The sequence below is a fragment of the Krasilnikoviella flava genome, assembly GCF_900167525.1.
Classification (GTDB): domain Bacteria; phylum Actinomycetota; class Actinomycetes; order Actinomycetales; family Cellulomonadaceae; genus Isoptericola; species Isoptericola flavus.
Genome location: NZ_FUZQ01000005.1, coordinates 447,073 through 463,832 on the forward strand (window position 1 = coordinate 447,073; position 16,760 = coordinate 463,832).

Consider the following 16,760-nt stretch of genomic DNA (forward strand, 5'->3'; position numbering starts at 1 on the left):
TCAGAGCCCCCCGTGGAAGGTCCGCGACAGCACGTCCAGCTGCTGCTCGCGGGTCAGCCGCACGAAGTTCACCGCGTATCCGGAGACGCGGATCGTGAGCTGCGGGTACTTCTCCGGGTGCTCCATCGCGTCCTCGAGCGTCTCGCGCACGAGGACGTTGACGTTCATGTGGTAGCCGCCTGAGCCCACGGACGCGTCGAGCAGGCCGGCCAGGTTCGCCACCTGCTCCTCGCGGGTGCGGCCGAGGCCGGACGGCACGACGGTGTTGGTCAGCGAGATCCCGTCCTGCGCCTGGTCGTAGGGCAGCTTGGCCACCGACAGGGCGGAGGCGAGCATGCCGTGGGTGTCCCGGCCGTTCATCGGGTTGGCGCCCGGCGAGAACGGCTCGCCCGCGCGGCGGCCGTCCGGGGTGTTCCCGGTGGCCTTGCCGTAGACCACGTTGGACGTGATCGTCAGCACCGACTGGGTGGGCACCGCGTCGCGGTACATCTTGTGGCTGCGGATCTTGGCCATGAACGACTCGACCAGCTCGACGGCGATCGCGTCGACACGGTCGTCGTCGTTGCCGTAGGCCGGCCAGTCACCGTCGGTCTCGTAGTCCACGACGATGCCGCGCTCGTCCGCCACCGGGATCACGGTGGCGTACCGGATCGCCGACAGGGAGTCCGCTGCGACCGACAGACCCGCGATGCCGCAGGCCATCGTGCGCAGCACGTCCCTGTCGTGCAGGGCCATCTCGAGCCGCTCGTACGCGTACTTGTCGTGCGACCAGTGGATGCAGTTCAGCGCCTCGACGTACGTCTCCGCGAGCCAGTCCATGGTGCGGTCGAAGCGGGCGCGCACGTCGTCGTAGTCGAGCGGCAGGCCGGGGGCGACGGCGGGGAACGCGGGCGAGACCTGCTTGCCGGTGACCTCGTCCTTGCCGCCGTTGATCGCGTAGAGCAGCGCCTTGGCGAGGTTCACGCGAGCGCCGAAGAACTGCATCTGCTTGCCGACGGCCATCGGCGAGACGCAGCACGCGATGGCCGCGTCGTCGCCCCAGGCGGGCCGGATCTGCTCGTCCGACTCGTACTGCACGGCCGACGTGTCGATCGAGACCTTGGCGCAGAAGTCCTTGAACCCTCGGGGCAGCCGCGGGCTCCAGAAGACGGTCATGTTCGGCTCAGGCGCCGGCCCCAGGTTGTACAGGGTCTGCAGGAAGCGGAACGAGTTCTTGGTGACGAGCGGGCGGCCGTCCTCGCCCATGCCGCCGATGGTCTCGGTGACCCACGTCGGGTCGCCGGAGAACAGGGCGTCGTACTCCGGGGTGCGCAGGAAGCGCACGATGCGCAGCTTGATGACGAAGTCGTCGACGATCTCCTGCGCCTCGGGCTCGGTGAGGCGCCCCGCGGCCAGGTCCCGCTCGATGAAGACGTCGAGGAACGTCGACGTGCGTCCCAGCGACATCGCGGCGCCGTTCTGCTCCTTCACCGCGGCGAGGTAGCCGAAGTACAGCCACTGCACGGCCTCGCGGGCGGTGGTCGCCGGGCCGGAGATGTCGTAGCCGTACGACGCGGCCATCTCCTTGAGCTCGCCGAGGGCGCGGATCTGCTCCGCGTGCTCCTCGCGCTCGCGCGCCACGGACTCGCCGAACGGCTGCACGTCGAGGCCGAGCTTGTCGACCTTCTTGGCCGCGACCAGAGCGTCGACGCCGTACAGGGCCACGCGGCGGTAGTCGCCGATGATGCGGCCGCGCCCGTAGGCGTCCGGCAGGCCGGTGATGATGTGCGAGCTGCGCGCGGCGCGGACGGCGGGCGGATAGACGTCGAAGACGCCCTGGTTGTGGGTCTTGCGGTACTCGGTGAAGACCTTCCGCAGGTTCTCGTCGACCGGGTAGCCGTACGTCTTCAGGGCGCCCTCGACCATGCGCCAGCCGCCGTTCGGCATGATGGCCCGCTTCAGCGGGGCGTCGGTCTGCAGGCCCACGACGAGCTCGGCGTCCTCGTCGATGTAGCCCGGTCCGTGCGCGGTGATGCCCGCCGGCGTGTGCGGGTCGACGTCGTACACCCCCCGCTCGCGCTCGGCCGGGAACATCGCCGAGAGCTTCGCCCACACGCCGGTGGTGCGCTCCGTCGGCCCCGCGAGGAACGAGTCGTCGCCGGTGTACGGCGTGTAGTTGCGCTGGATGAAGTCGCGCAGGTCGATCTCGTCGCACCACGGGCCGGGGGTGAATCCCTGCCATGCGGCGGTCGTGTCACCGGCGGTCGTGGTGCGTGCCGTGTCGATCGTCATGCCTCGCTCCTCAGGGTCGGGCCAACGACCTCAGGATATCGTGAAAACTTTCACAAGCGAGGGTGCGGGGCTGTGACGTCCGAGACAGGGAGCGCGCTACCGCGACCGGACGGCGGGCGACGCCGCGCGCGCGATCGCCTCGCGCGTCGTCGCCGCGACGACATCCGGCCGGTCGGGTCCGTCCCACGACCGGCCGTGCGAGACCCACGCGGTGCGGGTCCCGGCGGCCCGGCCGACGGCGACGTCCGCGTGCGCGGCGTCGCCCACCATCCAGACCTGGTGCCGGTCGACGTCCGCGGCGCCGAGCCGGTCGAGCGCGATCTCGACGATGCGCGGGTCGGGCTTGGCGACCCCCTCCTCCTCGGAGACCACGACCGCGTCCACGTGCGTCTCGAGTCCGCAGCGCGCGACCTTGCCTCGCTGCTGCGCCGAGGTGCCGTTCGTGACGACGGCGACCCGGTGCCCGGCGCCGCGCAGCACGTCCAGGGAGAACAGCACGCCGTCGTACGCGCGCACGTGCTCGAGGATGCCGCCCCGGAACCGCTCGATCCCCGCCGGCACGTCGTCGGCCCAGCCGAGCCGGTCGATCAGCTCCCGCGCCAGCGCCGCCTTGGAGCCGAAGCCGCCCTGGTCGGCCGCGACGATCGCGGCGAGGTCGTCGGGCCCGCGCCCGGCGTCCGCGACGGCGGTCGCGGCCCAGGCGGCGAAGGCGTCGTCGCGCCCCACGAGGGTGTTGTCGAGGTCGAACAGCCAGATCACGGCCCGACTCTACGAGGGCCCGGCGCCGGGACGCACCCGCGTCTCAGCCCTCCGCGGGCTGCCACCACCTCAGGTGCGCGGCAGACTCCGCCGCCGGCTCGAGGATCTCCCACGCCTCGGCGATCCGGCCGTCGTCGAACCGCCAGATGTCGATGCCGGTGATCGAGGCGCCGCCGGGGAGCAGGCGTCGCGAGTGCATGACGACGTGGTCGCCGTCTGTCAGCAGGTGCTGCACCTCGACCTGCATGCCCGGGGCCCCCGCCAGCGACTCGCGGAGACCCGCCACCCACTCCTCCCGTGTCCTCGAGGAGTCCGGTCGATGGTGCACGAAGCCGTCCGCGAGGATCCGCTCGAGCGCCCCGAGGTCGCCCGACCCGAACACCTCCCCCACGACCTGCTGGACGTGGCGCAGGTTCTCCGCGGCCGCGCTCTCGGTGACAGGGTTCTCTGTCGCTGTGCTCGTCGTGTTCATGCCAGTGAGTGTTTCCGGCGCCCCGGCCGGTGTCGATGAACTCCCGTTTCATGGCGCTCGGCCACGCGGCCGTCTACCGTCGTGGTCCGTGCAGACGGTCGGGGAGTTGTTGCGTGGCTGGCGCCGTCGCCGGCGGATCAGCCAGCTCGACCTGGCGATCGCGGCCGACGTCTCGGCCCGGCACGTGAGCCTCGTCGAGACCGGCAGGTCCAACCCGAGCGCCGAGATGGTCCTCCGGCTCGCACAGCAGCTGGACGTGCCGCTGCGCGAACGGAACCGGCTCCTGCTCGCCGCAGGCCACGCGCCGCGCTACACCGAACGCCCGCTGGGCAGCGACGCCCTCCGGGCCGCCCGGGACGCCGTCGCGCGCGTGCTGCACGCGCACGAGCCGTACCCGGCGGTCGTCTTCGACGGGCGGTGGGACGTGGTGATGACCAATCGGGCCGTCGAGCCGTTCTTCGCCCACGTCGCCCCCGACCTGCTGCGCCCGCCGGTCAACCTGGTGCGGCTCGGCCTCGACCCGCGCGGGCTCGCTCCGCTGGTCGTCAACCTGGCCGACGTGCGGGCGATGTTCCGTTCCCGGATCGGACGCCAGCTCGCCGCCGCGCCGGACCCGGTGCTCACGGCGCTCTACGAGGAGCTGTTCGGGGCGGGCCCCGACGACAGCGACAGCCCGGAGGGGCGGGCGACCCCGTCGATCGACTCCGACGTCGCGATCCCGATGCACCTGCGGGTCGACGGCCGCGAGCTGCGACTGTTCTCGACCATCACGACCTTCGGCACCCCGCGGGACGTCACCCTCGACGAGGTGGCGATCGAGATGTACTACCCGGCCGACGAGGAGAGCGCCGCCTACTTCGAGACCGGCGGCGCTCCCGGGTCGCGCGCGAGCTAGTCGCGCGCGAGCACGGCCAGCGCGTCGCGCACGGCGTCCTCGGCGCGCATCCGCTGCGCCGTCAGGATCTGGTCGCGGCTGGCGTGGTCGAGGAAGTGCACCGGCAGGCCCACGTGCACGAACGGCGTGCGCACGCCCTGCTCGGCCGCCCGCTGCGCCACCATCGCGCCGATCCCGCCGTCCACCACGCCGTCCTCGAGCGTGAGCACGAGGTCGTGCTCGCCGGCCAGCTTGACGAGGGCCTCGGGCACCGGCATCACCCAGGTGGGCGCGACGACGTCGACGGCCAGACCGTGGGCGGCCAACGACTCCCCCGCCCCGAGCGCCGCGGGCGCCATCGAGCCGACGCCGACGACCAGCACGCGGCGCCCGTCCGGGCCGCCCGCGCGGGTGCCGGGCACGTGCCGCGCGACGACGTCCACGCCGTCGAGCTCCTCGAGCGCGGGGATCGGGTCGCCCACGGCGCCCTTGGGATAGCGCACGACGGTCGGGGCGTCGTCCACGTCCACCGCGGCGCGCAGCGCGGCGCGCAGGGTCGGCTCGTCGCGCGGCGCCGCGAGCCGCAGGCGGGGCACGATGCGCAGCATCGCCATGTCCCACATGCCGTTGTGGCTGGCACCGTCGTCCCCCGTGATGCCCGCCCGGTCGAGCACGAACGTCACGCCCGCCCGGTGCAGGGCCACGTCCATGAGGACCTGGTCGAACGCCCGGTTGAGGAACGTCGCGTACACGGCGACGACGGGGTGCAGCCCGGCGAAGGCCATGCCCGCGGCCGACGTGGCGGCGTGCTGCTCGGCGATCCCGACGTCGAACGTGCGCGCCGGGAACTCCTCCGCGAACGGCGCCAGCCCCACCGGGTGCAGCATCGCCGCGGTGATCGCGACGACGTCGGGCCGGTCGCGGCCGATCTGCACGATCTCGTCCGCGAACACCTTGGTCCAGCCGAACCGGGACGGCGCGACGGGCAGGCCGGTCTCGGGGTGGATCTGCCCGACGGCGTGGAACCGGTCGGCGACGTCCTGCTCGGCCGGCGTGTAGCCGCGGCCCTTCTCCGTGATCGCGTGCACGATCACGGGGCCGCCGTAGGCCCTGGCGCGGCGCAGCGCGTGCTCCATCGCGGACACGTCGTGCCCATCGACGGGGCCCACGTACTTCAGCCCCAGGTCCTCGAACATGCCCTGCGGGGCGACGACGTCCTTGAGGCCCTTCTTCAGCCCGTGCAGCCAGTCGTACGCGAACCGCCCGGGCGCGCCGGTGCGATGCAGGGTGCGCTTGCCCCACGAGAGGAAGGCCTCGTAGCCGCGGGTCGTGCGCAGCGTGTGGAGGTGGTTCGCCACGCCGCCGATGGTGGGCGAGTACGAGCGGCCGTTGTCGTTGACCACGATGACGAGCCGCCGGTCCTGCGACGCGGCGATGTTGTTGAGCGCCTCCCAGGCCATCCCGCCCGTGAGCGCGCCGTCGCCGATGACGGCGGCGACGTGCCGGTCGGGCCGGCCCTGCACGGCGTTGGCCTTCGCGACGCCGTCCGCCCAGGACAGGGCGGTGGACGCGTGCGAGTTCTCGACCACGTCGTGCTCGGACTCGGCGCGCGAGGGGTAGCCGGACATGCCGCCCGCCTTGCGCAGCGCCGAGAAGTCCTGCCGCCCCGTGAGGAGCTTGTGCACGTACGCCTGGTGGCCCGTGTCGAACACGAGGGTGTCCCGGGGGGAGGCGAACACGCGGTGCAGCGCGATCGTCAGCTCGACGACGCCCAGGTTCGGACCCAGGTGCCCGCCGGTGCGCGACACCTGGTCGACCAGGAAGGCCCGGATCTCCGCCGCGAGCTGCGTCGTCTGCTCCGGCGAGAGCCGGCGGACGTCCTCGGGCGAGCCGATGCTGCTCAGCAGGCTCATGCGTACCTCCACGTTCATAGCCACACCACAATATGCGGTCCGCAGCGTCCCACGGTCCGCGCGCCGCCACGTGCGGGCGCGGCAGGGGGTAGTTTCGACCCTGCCGACGGGAACACGTGACCGCCGGCGAGCGTTCGGGAGACGGACGACCCAGGTGGCTCGTCCTCACCCGACACATCTCCCAGGGGACACCTGTGCGCTTTCTCGACGGGCAGCAGCCCACCACCGACCTCACCTACGGCGACGTCTTCATGGTCCCGTCCCGCTCGGACGTGACCAGCCGCTTCGACGTCGACCTGTCCTCGGACGACGGCACCGGGACCACGATCCCCGTCGTGGTCGCGAACATGACGGCCGTCGCGGGCCGCCGGATGTCGGAGACCGTCGCCCGGCGCGGCGGGATCGCGATCATCCCGCAGGACATCCCGGTCGACGTCGTCGCCGACGTGGTCGCCGACGTGAAGTCCAAGGACCCCGTCATCGAGACGGCCGTCGTGGTGGCCCCCTCGGACACCGTCTCCACCGTGCTGACCCTGCTCGGCAAGCGCGCCCACGGCGCGGCGGTCGTGGTGGCCGACGGCAAGCCCGTGGGCGTGGTCACCGAGAGCGACTGCGCCGCCGTCGACCGGTTCGCGCAGGTGCACCAGGTGATGTCGGAGGACCTGGTCGCGCTCGACGCCGCGCAGCTCGAGGCGGACGGTCTCGAGGCCACGTTCGAGCAGATGCACGCCGCGAAGATCCACCTGGCACCCGTGGTGCGCGACGGCCTGCTGGCGGGCGTCCTCACGCGCAAGGGCGTCGTGCGCTCGTCCGTCTACCGCCCGGCGCTCGACGCCGCGGGCCGCCTGCGCGTCGGTGCGGCCGTCGGCATCAACGGCGACGTCGCGGCCAAGACCCGTGAGCTGCTCGACGCGGGCGTCGACGTGCTCGTCGTCGACACCGCGCACGGGCACCAGGGCAAGATGCTGCAGGCCCTCGAGGCCGTGCGCTCCGTGGACCCGCAGGTCCCGGTCGTCGCGGGCAACGTCGTGACCGCCGCCGGCGTGCGCGACCTCGTCGCCGCCGGCGCGGACATCCTCAAGGTGGGCGTGGGCCCGGGTGCCATGTGCACCACGCGCATGCAGACCGCCGTCGGCCGGCCGCAGTTCTCCGCGGTGCTGGAGTGCGCGGCCGCCGCGCGCGAGCTCGGCAAGCACGTGTGGGCGGACGGCGGGGTGCGGCACCCGCGGGACGTCGCCCTCGCGCTCGCCGCGGGCGCGTCGCAGGTGATGGTCGGCTCGTGGTTCGCCGGCACGTACGAGTCGCCCGGCGACCTGCACGACGACGGCACGGGGCGCCTGTACAAGGACTCGTTCGGCATGGCTTCCGCGCGGGCCGTCGCCGCGCGCACCGCCGGGGCGGGATCCGCCTTCGGCCGCGCGCGCAAGGCGCTGTACGAGGAGGGCATCTCCACCGGGAAGATGTACCTCGACCCGCTGCGCCCCGGAGTGGAGGACCTCCTGGACGAGATCACCTCGGGCCTGCGCTCCAGCTGCACGTACGCCGGAGCCCGCACGCTCGGGGAGTTCCACGACCGTGCGCTGGTGGGCGTCCAGTCCGCCGCCGGCTACGCCGAGGGCATGCCGGTCGCCACGAGCTGGTGAGCGAGCGATGACCGCGGGGTCTGACGCCGCCCGGGCCCAGCTCGCCGCGCTGGCGTCGGACGGGGCGTTCCTGTCCGACTGGGGCCTGTCGCGGGGCGACCTGGACGCCGCGTCCGCCCGCCCCGCGGCGGTGCTCGTGCTCTTCGGCGTCCTCGACGACCTCGACGCCGACCACGACGCCCAGGCGCTCGCCGTCGCCCACGACCTCGACGTGCTGCTCCTGGAGCGTGCCGCCACCCTGCGCTCGCACGCGGGGCAGGTCGCCTTCCCCGGCGGGCGCGCGGAGGACGGCGAGACGCCGGTCGACGCCGCGCTGCGCGAGGCCGTCGAGGAGACGGGGCTCGACGTCGGCGGCGTCGAGGTGCTCGGCACGCTCGCCGAGCTCCCCATGCCCGTGAGCAACCACCTCGTGACGCCCGTGCTCGGGTGGTGGGCGCGGCCTACCCCCGTGCGCGTCGTCGACGTGGCCGAGTCGTCGCACGTCTTCCGTGCGCCCGTGGCCGACCTGCTCGACCCCGGCCACCGGGTCACGACCGTGCTGCGGCGCGGCGACCAGACCTGGCGCGGGCCGGGATTCGAGATCCTCGACGCCGAGGGCGTGCCGCACCTGGTGTGGGGGTTCACGGCGGGCATCCTCGACGCCGCCTTCCGGCGGCTCGGGTGGACGGAGCCGTGGGACCGCGGCCGCGAGCGCGAGCTCTGACGGTCAGGACCGCCCAGCGGGCGACGGCGGGCACGACGGGCCGCCGCTCGGGGTAGGGGGGCCGGCGCAGGGCGCCGGGGACCGCGCCGGCCCGGCGACGAATCGGCGATGATGTCCCGGTGCCTGCCGCCGAGATCGACGTCGACGTCCCCCTGACCCGCGCGCTGCTCGCGGAGCAGCACCCCGACCTGGCCGGACGCCCCCTGGAGATCGTGGCGAACGGCTGGGACAACGTCATGGTGCGCCTCGGCGACGACCTCGCGGTCCGGCTGCCCCGGCGCGCGCTGGCGGCGCCTCTCGTCGAGCACGAGCAACAGGCGCTGCCCGCGCTGGCCGCACGGCTCCGCGCCGTGGTGCCCGACGTCGTCGTGCCGGCGCCGGTTCGCGTCGGCCGCCCCAGCCCGGCGCTGGGCTACCCGTGGTCGTGGAACGTCGTGCCGTGGGCGGACGGCGTGAGCGCCGAGGCCACCCCGGTGCCCGCCCGCACCGCGTGGGCGCGGACGTTCGGCCGCCTCCTCGCCGCGGTGCACGTGCCCGCACCTGACGACGCGCCGGCGAACCCTGTGCGCGGCGTGCCGCTGCGCGAGCGCGCGGAGGCGCGCGACCCGTCGGCCCTCGATGCGCGCCTCGCGGCCGCCCCCGCCGGGGTGCGCGGCGCGGCGGCGCGGCGCCTCTGGGACCGCGCTCTGGACGCCACCGCCCACGACGGACCGCCGGTGTGGCTGCACGGCGACCCGCACCCGGCGAACCTGGTGGTGGCCCCCGGCGGCGACGGGCGGCCGGACCGGCTTGCCGCCGTCGTCGACTGGGGCGACGTGACCTCCGGCGACCCGGCCTCCGACCTGGGCTCGCTGTGGCTGTGCTTCGACGATGCCGGACGCGCCGCCTGCCGGGCCGAGATCCAGGCGCGCGCGAACGGGGGCATCGGCTGGGACGACGGGACCTGGGCGCGCGCGGCGGGCTGGTCGTTGCTGTTCGCCACGAACATGCTCGCGCACCCCGAGCTGCACCCCCGCATGGTCCCCATCGGCCGGCACGCCCTCCCGGCGCTCCTCGCCGAGGCGGACTGAGGAGGGCCGAGGCGTCGGTCGCGCGTCGGCGAGCAGCGCCGCGCGTCCGCCGGGTCGTGGCGTGTCCGCTGGGGGCGTGAACGTGTCCTGCCGGCGGGGGCGCGCCCCGCGGGTGCTGCCGGAGGATCGGGACGTCCCCGTTTTCGCGGCTGCCGCCGCCGGCTCCAGGAGGCCCCCATGTTCATCGCGATCCTCGACTTCAGGACTGCTGCCACCGACCGTCCCGCCGCCCTCGCCCAGTTCGACGCGGAGGGCGACCGGGTGCGCGCCATGCCAGGCAACGTCGCCTTCCGGGTCTACGCCGCGCGCGAGGACGACACCGCGATCGCCGTGGTCCACGAGTGGGACGACGAGGCCGCGTTCGCCGGCTACCTGAGGTCCGACTCCTTCGCGCGGTCGAGCGCGACGATCCGGCCGATGATGACCGACGCGCCCCAGAGCAGACGCTTCCGTGCCGACCTGCTGGAGACGGTGGCCTGACCGGTGCCGCGACAGGCCCCTAGGATCGGCCTGTGCGAGACCGTCGATGACCCGCGGGGCGTACAGCTTCGTCCGCACGTTCGCGCCGCAGCCCGCTCGCGACCTGTGCCCGGACCGCCACTACCTGCTCTGCGCCTCCGCCGGGACCCTGCGGCTGGAGGCGCAGGGCCAGGCGTGGTTGTTGCCGCCGGCGCGGGCCGCACTGATCGAGGCGGGCCGGCCGATCCGGGTGAGCATCCCGCGGCCGGCCACGACCGCGTCGGTCCTCTTCGACACCGGGTTCGCCCCGACCCCGCCGGCACCCTTGACCGTCTTCGACCTCGACCCGCTGGCGCGCGAGCTGCTGGCAGGGTGCCGCACGTGGGGCGAGTCCGACGAGCCGCTCACGGCGTACGCGGAGGCACTCTTCGCCGCGCTCGCCGCCGTGACCTGGAGGCTCGCCCGGCAGCCGAGCCCGGTCGTCGTGCCCGCCGGCCGGTCACCGGAGCTGCGCCGGGCCCTCGCGCTGACCGAGCAGCGGCTCGGCGACGGGGTCCTGTTCGAGGACGTGGCCGCCGAGGTGGGCCTCGCGCCACGCTCCCTGGCACGGCGCTTCGAGGAGGAGGCCGGTATGACCTGGCGGGCGGTGCTGCGCCGGATGCGGGTGGTGGCCGCGATCGAGGAGCTCGCCGCGGGGGACGCGCCGGTCACCGACATCGCGTTCGCGGTCGGGTACGCCTCGCTGTCCGCCTTCAACGCCGCGTTCAAGGAGCTGACCGGCCGGACGCCGACGGAGTACCGGGCCAGCTTTCGGCCGTGAGCTCACGGTCACCGCACCGCGCGGATCTCGGTGGCCCGAGCGGGTCAGCAGGTCGGAGCACAGCCGGTCAGCAGGTCGGAGCACAGCCAACGATGAATGGGAGCAGACCCATGGCCACAGTGGTACGAGAGATCGTCGTCGACGCGTCGCCGGAATCGGTGTGGGCGATCGTGGGCGACTTCGAGAGCGGCCCGATGCGCATGTCCGGGGGTGCGCTGACCGGGAGCCGGATGGTGCGACCGGACGTCCGGGAGCTGACCTTCGCCGACGGCACGACCGCGCGGGAGCGGCTCGTGGGGCGCGACGAGGGGGCCCGCCGTCTGGCCTACGCCTGGATCGGCGACGAGGTGCGGCACGACAACACGTCGATGCAGGTGTTCGCCCTGGACGACGGCCGGTCCCGGCTCGTCTGGACCCATGACACCCTGCCGGACGAGCTGACCGACTGGCTGGCCGCCACGATGGACCGGACGGCACCCCTGCTGCGACGCCACCTCGCGGCCGGGTAGCTGACCGGCCGCCACCGCGGCCGCACGAGCAGGCAGACTGGTCCCATGGCCGGAGACACCCCGCGAACCACCTGGACCGACGCCGACCCGCGCGCGTTCGTCGCCGAGGTCGCACGCCCGCTCCGGCGACGGGACGCGGAGACCCTGCTCGCGCTCATGGAGCGCGTCACCCGGCAGCCCCCGCGGATGTTCGGCGCCTCGATCGTCGGGTTCGGGGAGTACCGGTACACCTACGCCAGCGGGCGCACGGGCCACGCCGCCGCGGCGGGCTTCTCCCCGCGCGCGGCGGCGTGCGTCGTGTACCTCTCGGACGGCGTGGAGGCGCACGCCGGCGCGCTTGCCCGCCTCGGCCCGCACTCGACCGGCGTGGGTTGCCTGTACCTCAAGGACCTCGCGCAGGTGGACCTGGGCGTCCTCGAGGAGATCGTCGCCGCGTCGTACGCCACGCTCACGACCGGGACGTACGGCCTGCGGGCGCGCGAAGGCGGGCAGCCCTAGGCCCCCACGGGCAGGGCACCCGGTGGACGGCGCGCGCTCAATCGTCCAGGCCGTCGGCGGACAGTGCGGCAGGGTCGGCGCCTGCGGCGGCGAGCAGACCGCGCGCGGCGCGGCGCGCCCGCGCGTACGCGTCCGGGTCGGCGAGGAGCACGGACGCGAGGTCGGCGCGATCGAGCACCGCGTCGAGCGTGAAGACGAGCTGGCCGACGTCCGTGCCCTCCGCGAGCTCGCCCCGCTCGACGGCGCCCGTCGCGAGGCGCACGAGGTAGGCGTCCCAGTCCCGCAGCGCGGCCACGACCGCGTCCCGCACCGGGCCGGGCGTGCGGGCGTCGAGCTCCGTCGCCGCCGCACGGAAGAAGCAGCCGCCGTCGAAGACGCGCTCCTCGGAGTAGGTCAACCAGGCCAGCACCGTGCTCCACAGCCTGGCGAGCCCGGGCTCCCCCCCGGCAGCCGGGAGCACCACGGTCGCGCGGTAGACGTCGCGCGCGTGCGCCACCACCGCGAGCTGCAGGCCCTCCTTCGAGCCGAACAGCCCGGCGATGCCGCTCTTGTTCACAGGAACGGACGCCGCCAGCGTGCCGAAGGTCAGGCCGTCGAGGCCCTCCACGGACGCCGCGTGCACCGCCCGGTCGAGGACCGCCCGGCGCGTGCGGTCACCGCGCAGTCGTCGGCCGTCGACGGCGCCGGGGGCCGCGCCGGTGGTCGCGGCAGGAGCTGAAGCACTCATGCGCACGAGTGTACGACCGTTCGTTCAGTGATACTGTGCGAACGATCGTACAGTTTCTCGCTCAGGAGGTCTCTCGTGCCCTACGTCCCGACCGCCGTCAGCACGGGCTTCCGTGCGCTGTCCGCCGTCGCTCCCCCGCTCGCGATCCGCCTGGGCACGCGCGCCTTCTGGCACGTCGGCCCGCCCGCTCCCGTCCGACCCGTGGACCGCGCCGTCCACGAGCGCGCCACCCGCGGGACCGTCCGGGTCGCCGGCGACCGCATCGTCACCTACCGATGGGGCGACGCCGGCGCCCCCCGCGTGCTGCTCGTGCACGGGTGGCGGCACCGCGCCTCCCGGCTCGCCGCGCTCGTCCGGGCGTTCGAGGACGCCGGGCTGGCCGTCGTCTCCTTCGACGGCGTGGCGCACGGCGACTCGTCGGGGCGCCGGATGTCGGCCCTGGACCAGGTCGCCGCGATGCACGCGGTCCAGGAGGTGGAGGGAACCTTCGCCGGCGTCGTGGGGCACTCCGTGGGCGGGCTGGCCGCCGGGCTGGCGCTCCACGACGGTTTCGCCGCCGACCGGTTCGCCACCCTCTCCACCTCGACGGGCTTCGACGCGGTGGCCGAGGCGTTCCTGCGCCTCGCCGGGCTCCCCGACCGGCTGCACGACCGGTTCTGCGATCACGTCGCCCTGAGCTTCCCCGGCGGCGTGACGGATGCGCGTGCCCGGATCGACCTCGTCGCGCACCCTGTGCCGGCAGGCCTTCCGACGCTCTTCGTCCAGGACGTCGACGACCGGATGGTCGGCCCGGTCCAGGCACGTCGGTTGCACGCCGCCCACCCGGGCAGCGAGCTCCTCGTCACCTCCGGCCTGGGCCACAACCGCATCCTCGACGACCACGACGTGCTGGACGCCGTCGTCGACCACATCACGGCGCGCAACGGCGCCCGCAGCGCCGCGCGCTTCCCGGCCTCGACGGCCTCCTCCTGACCCGTGCCGACGAAGGCGACTCCCGCCGGCGGCACCGACACGACACCGTCAGGGAACGACGGCGCCCCGCCCCTCTGCAGAGGGACGGGGCGCCGTCGGTGCGAGACCCGTCAGGCGACGAGCGAGCGCAGCACGTACTGCAGGATGCCGCCGTTGCGGTAGTAGTCCGCCTCGCCCGGCGTGTCGATGCGCACCACGGCGTCGAACTCGACGACCGAGCCGTCGGCCTTCGCGGCGGTCACGCGCACGGTCGAGGGCGTGGTGCCCTCGTTGAGCTCCGTGATGCCCGCGATGTCGAACGTCTCAGTGCCGTCCAGCCCCAGCGACCCGGCGTTCTCGCCGGCCGGGAACTGCAGCGGCAGCACGCCCATGCCGATGAGGTTGGAGCGGTGGATGCGCTCGAACGACTCGGTGATGACCGCCTTGACGCCCAGCAGCGCGGTGCCCTTCGCGGCCCAGTCGCGCGACGAGCCGGAGCCGTACTCCTTGCCGCCGAGCACCACCAGCGGGGTGCCCTGCGCCGCGTAGTCCTGCGCCGCGTCGTAGATGGTGTCCTGGGCGTTCTTCACGAAGTTGAACGTGAAGCCGCCCTCGACGCCGTCCAGCAGCTGGTTCTTGAGGCGGATGTTCGCGAACGTGCCGCGGATCATGACCTCGTGGTTGCCGCGGCGCGAGCCGTAGGAGTTGAAGTCACGGCGCCCGATGCCGTGCTCGGCCAGGTACACGCCGGCCGGGCTGTCCGCCTTGATGGCACCGGCGGGCGAGATGTGGTCGGTGGTGACCGAGTCACCGAGCTTCGCGAGCACCCGCGCGCCGGCGATGTCCGCGACCGGCTCCGGCTGCGCGCCCATGCCCTCGAAGTACGGAGGCTTGCGCACGTAGGTGGACTCGGAGTCCCAGGAGAACGTGTCGCCCTCGGGGGTCTCGAGCGCCCGCCACCGGTCGTCGCCGGTGAACACGTCCGCGTAGTCCTTGGTGAACATGCCGCGGTCGATCGACGAGTCGATCGTCGCCTGCACCTCTTCCGGCGACGGCCAGATGTCGCGCAGGAAGATCGGGTTACCGGCCTCGTCGCGACCCAGCGGATCGGACTCGAAGTCGAACTCCATGGTGCCGGCCAGCGCGTACGCGATGACCAGGGGCGGGGACGCGAGGTAGTTCATCTTCACGTCGGGGTTGATGCGACCCTCGAAGTTGCGGTTGCCGGACAGCACCGAGACGACCGACAGGTCGTGCTCGTTGACCGCCTCGGAGATCTTCTCGTCGAGCGGGCCGGAGTTGCCGATGCAGGTGGCGCAGCCGTAGCCGACCAGGTGGAAGCCGAGCTTCTCCAGGTACGGCCACATGCCGGCCTTCTCGTAGTAGTTCGTGACGACCTGCGAGCCGGGCGCCATCGAGGTCTTGACCCACGGCTTGGACGTGAGGCCCTTCTCGACGGCCTTCTTCGCCAGGAGCGCCGCGGCGAGCATGACCGACGGGTTCGAGGTGTTGGTGCACGAGGTGATCGAGGCGATCGCGACCGCGCCGTGGAACAGGTCGAACTGCGTGCCCTCGCTGTCCGTCACCGGCACGGTGCGCCGCACCTGGGCGTGCGTGGACGGCGAGTCGGAGGCCGGGAACGACTCCTTCTCGGCCTCGTCCACGGAGTCGATGACCTCGGGGGCGTAGGCCGGCAGGTCACGGGCGAACGCCGACTTGGCGTTCGACAGCTCGATGCGGTCCTGCGGGCGCTTCGGGCCGGCGATCGACGGCACCACGGTGCCGAGGTCGAGCTCGAGGTACTCCGAGAACTTCGGCTCCACGTAGGACTCCGAGCTCGGGTCGAGCCACAGGCCCTGCTCCTTGGCGTACGCCTCGACGAGCGCGAGCTGCTCGTCGCTGCGGCCGGTGAGGCGCAGGTAGTCCAGGGTGACGTCGTCGATCGGGAAGATCGCGGCGGTGGAGCCGAACTCCGGCGACATGTTGCCGATGGTGGCGCGGTTGGCCAGCGGCACCTGGGCGACGCCCGCGCCGTAGAACTCGACGAACTTCCCGACCACGCCGTGCTGGCGCAGCATCTGGGTGATGGTGAGGACGACGTCGGTCGCGGTCACGCCGGCCGGGATGGAGCCCGCCAGCTTGAAGCCCACGACGCGCGGGATGAGCATCGACACCGGCTGGCCGAGCATGGCCGCCTCGGCCTCGATGCCGCCGACGCCCCAGCCCAGGACGCCGAGCCCGTTGACCATCGTGGTGTGCGAGTCGGTGCCGACGCAGGTGTCGGGGTAGGCGCGCAGCACGCTCTGCCCGTCGACCTCCACCTCGCGGGTCATGATCGTGCGCGCCAGGTACTCGATGTTGACCTGGTGCACGATGCCGGTGCCCGGGGGGACGACCTTGAAGTCGTCGAACGCCGTCTGGCCCCAGCGCAGGAACTGGTAGCGCTCGTGGTTGCGCTCGTACTCGAACTCGACGTTGCGGGCGAAGGCGTCCGCGCGGCCGGCGACGTCGATCTGCACGGAGTGGTCGATGACCATCTCGGCGGGGGCGAGCGGGTTGATCCGCTTCGGGTCGCCGCCGAGCTCCGCGACGGCCTCGCGCATCGTGGCGAGGTCGACGACACAGGGCACGCCGGTGAAGTCCTGCATGATCACGCGGGCGGGCGTGAACTGGATCTCCGTGTCGGGCTGGGCGTCCGGGTCCCAGGACGCGAGGGCGCGCACGTGGTCGGCCGTGATGTTGGCGCCGTCCTCGGTGCGCAGGAGGTTCTCGGCGAGGATCTTCAGGGAGTACGGGAGGCGCTCGGCGCCTTCGACGGCGGAGAGGCGGAAGATCTCGTAGGCCTTCCCGCCGACCTCCAGCGTTCCCTTCGATCCGAACGTGTCCACGCTGCTCACTGCGGCTCCTTCTGCGGGGCTGGCCGGCGAGGGCACCGTGTGCGCGCTGCGGCGCGACGGTCCCGACGCCGTGGTTCTGGGGGGCTCCGCCCAGCGTACGCCGGGCACCTGGTCAGCATAGCCCATATATCTTGACGTCAAGATATCTCGGCGTCAGGTCCCCGGCGTACTCGATGGCGAGAGATCCCGTACGC

The 16,760-nt window shown here is 73.2% G+C and carries 15 protein-coding genes; 9 read left to right on the top strand and 6 right to left on the bottom strand.

The window, feature by feature from the left end:
• The 3 genes from pflB to B5Y66_RS15695 form a co-directional block, all read right to left on the bottom strand.
• Positions 1-2,271 carry a formate C-acetyltransferase gene (gene pflB / locus B5Y66_RS15685; RefSeq protein ID WP_079575400.1) on the bottom strand — a complete coding sequence of 757 codons (2,271 nt, stop codon included), beginning with the start codon at positions 2,269-2,271 and terminating at the stop codon, positions 1-3.
• 96 nt (positions 2,272-2,367) lie between these two features.
• Positions 2,368-3,030, bottom strand: a complete 663-nt coding sequence (locus tag B5Y66_RS15690) for an HAD family hydrolase (protein ID WP_079575401.1) — start codon at positions 3,028-3,030, stop codon at positions 2,368-2,370.
• Between the two features lie 43 nt (positions 3,031-3,073).
• Positions 3,074-3,502 carry a nuclear transport factor 2 family protein gene (locus tag B5Y66_RS15695; protein WP_079575402.1) on the bottom strand — a complete coding sequence of 143 codons (429 nt, stop codon included), beginning with the start codon at positions 3,500-3,502 and terminating at the stop codon, positions 3,074-3,076.
• Positions 3,503-3,590: 88 nt separating this feature from the next.
• On the opposite strand from B5Y66_RS15695, the gene B5Y66_RS15700 reads away from it, so the two are divergent.
• A complete protein-coding gene (locus B5Y66_RS15700) occupies positions 3,591-4,397 on the top strand; it encodes a helix-turn-helix domain-containing protein (protein ID WP_079575403.1) in 807 nt (268 codons plus the stop codon).
• Here B5Y66_RS15700 and dxs read toward each other — a convergent pair.
• A complete protein-coding gene (gene dxs / locus B5Y66_RS15705) occupies positions 4,394-6,289 on the bottom strand; it encodes a 1-deoxy-D-xylulose-5-phosphate synthase (protein WP_079575404.1) in 1,896 nt (631 codons plus the stop codon). The genes B5Y66_RS15700 and dxs overlap by 4 nt on opposite strands.
• 194 nt (positions 6,290-6,483) lie before the next feature.
• On the opposite strand from dxs, the gene guaB1 reads away from it, so the two are divergent.
• The 7 genes from guaB1 (at position 6,484) to B5Y66_RS15740 (ending at position 11,991) form a co-directional block, all read left to right on the top strand.
• On the top strand, positions 6,484-7,932 hold the full coding sequence (guaB1, locus tag B5Y66_RS15710; RefSeq protein ID WP_079575405.1) for a GMP reductase: 1,449 nt from the start codon (positions 6,484-6,486) through the stop codon (positions 7,930-7,932).
• 7 nt (positions 7,933-7,939) lie between these two features.
• Complete coding sequence (locus B5Y66_RS15715; RefSeq protein ID WP_079575406.1) at positions 7,940-8,635, top strand: NUDIX hydrolase; 696 nt, start codon at positions 7,940-7,942, stop codon at positions 8,633-8,635.
• Between the two features lie 119 nt (positions 8,636-8,754).
• Entirely contained in the window at positions 8,755-9,705 is a 951-nt protein-coding gene (locus B5Y66_RS15720; protein WP_079575407.1) for an aminoglycoside phosphotransferase family protein, read from the top strand.
• A gap of 177 nt (positions 9,706-9,882) precedes the next feature.
• Positions 9,883-10,185, top strand: a complete 303-nt coding sequence (locus B5Y66_RS15725) for a putative quinol monooxygenase (protein WP_079575408.1) — start codon at positions 9,883-9,885, stop codon at positions 10,183-10,185.
• 46 nt (positions 10,186-10,231) lie between these two features.
• Positions 10,232-10,984 (top strand): AraC family transcriptional regulator, encoded by a 753-nt coding sequence (locus B5Y66_RS15730; protein ID WP_079575409.1) that lies wholly within the window; start codon positions 10,232-10,234, stop codon positions 10,982-10,984.
• A 110-nt stretch (positions 10,985-11,094) separates the two neighbouring features.
• The gene (locus B5Y66_RS15735) at positions 11,095-11,493 is read left to right on the top strand and encodes an SRPBCC family protein (protein ID WP_079575410.1); all 399 of its coding nucleotides are present in this window, start codon (positions 11,095-11,097) and stop codon (positions 11,491-11,493) included.
• Positions 11,494-11,538: 45 nt separating this feature from the next.
• A complete protein-coding gene (locus B5Y66_RS15740) occupies positions 11,539-11,991 on the top strand; it encodes a DUF1801 domain-containing protein (RefSeq protein WP_079575411.1) in 453 nt (150 codons plus the stop codon).
• A gap of 37 nt (positions 11,992-12,028) precedes the next feature.
• Here the strand turns inward: B5Y66_RS15740 and B5Y66_RS15745 are convergent, their stop codons facing one another.
• Positions 12,029-12,718, bottom strand: a complete 690-nt coding sequence (locus B5Y66_RS15745) for a TetR/AcrR family transcriptional regulator (RefSeq protein ID WP_139820913.1) — start codon at positions 12,716-12,718, stop codon at positions 12,029-12,031.
• A 75-nt stretch (positions 12,719-12,793) separates the two neighbouring features.
• On the opposite strand from B5Y66_RS15745, the gene B5Y66_RS15750 reads away from it, so the two are divergent.
• Positions 12,794-13,690 (top strand): alpha/beta fold hydrolase, encoded by an 897-nt coding sequence (locus tag B5Y66_RS15750; RefSeq protein WP_079575413.1) that lies wholly within the window; start codon positions 12,794-12,796, stop codon positions 13,688-13,690.
• Positions 13,691-13,800: 110 nt separating this feature from the next.
• On the opposite strand, the gene acnA is transcribed toward B5Y66_RS15750, so the two are convergent.
• A complete protein-coding gene (gene acnA, locus B5Y66_RS15755) occupies positions 13,801-16,566 on the bottom strand; it encodes an aconitate hydratase AcnA (protein WP_079575414.1) in 2,766 nt (921 codons plus the stop codon).
• Positions 16,567-16,760: the final 194 nt, after the last annotated feature.

What these genes read in the sequence shown, in the direction of transcription:
- B5Y66_RS15725 (WP_079575408.1), top strand. Translation starts at nt 9,883, where the DNA reads ATGTTCATCGCGATCCTCGACTTCAGGACTGCTGCCACCGACCGTCCC.
- pflB (WP_079575400.1), bottom strand. Translation starts at nt 2,271, where the DNA reads ATGACGATCGACACGGCACGCACCACGACCGCCGGTGACACGACCGCC.
- B5Y66_RS15740 (WP_079575411.1), top strand. Translation starts at nt 11,539, where the DNA reads ATGGCCGGAGACACCCCGCGAACCACCTGGACCGACGCCGACCCGCGC.
- dxs (WP_079575404.1), bottom strand. Translation starts at nt 6,289, where the DNA reads ATGAGCCTGCTGAGCAGCATCGGCTCGCCCGAGGACGTCCGCCGGCTC.
- B5Y66_RS15730 (WP_079575409.1), top strand. Translation starts at nt 10,232, where the DNA reads ATGACCCGCGGGGCGTACAGCTTCGTCCGCACGTTCGCGCCGCAGCCC.
- B5Y66_RS15735 (WP_079575410.1), top strand. Translation starts at nt 11,095, where the DNA reads ATGGCCACAGTGGTACGAGAGATCGTCGTCGACGCGTCGCCGGAATCG.
- B5Y66_RS15745 (WP_139820913.1), bottom strand. Translation starts at nt 12,718, where the DNA reads ATGAGTGCTTCAGCTCCTGCCGCGACCACCGGCGCGGCCCCCGGCGCC.
- B5Y66_RS15715 (WP_079575406.1), top strand. Translation starts at nt 7,940, where the DNA reads ATGACCGCGGGGTCTGACGCCGCCCGGGCCCAGCTCGCCGCGCTGGCG.
- B5Y66_RS15695 (WP_079575402.1), bottom strand. Translation starts at nt 3,502, where the DNA reads ATGAACACGACGAGCACAGCGACAGAGAACCCTGTCACCGAGAGCGCG.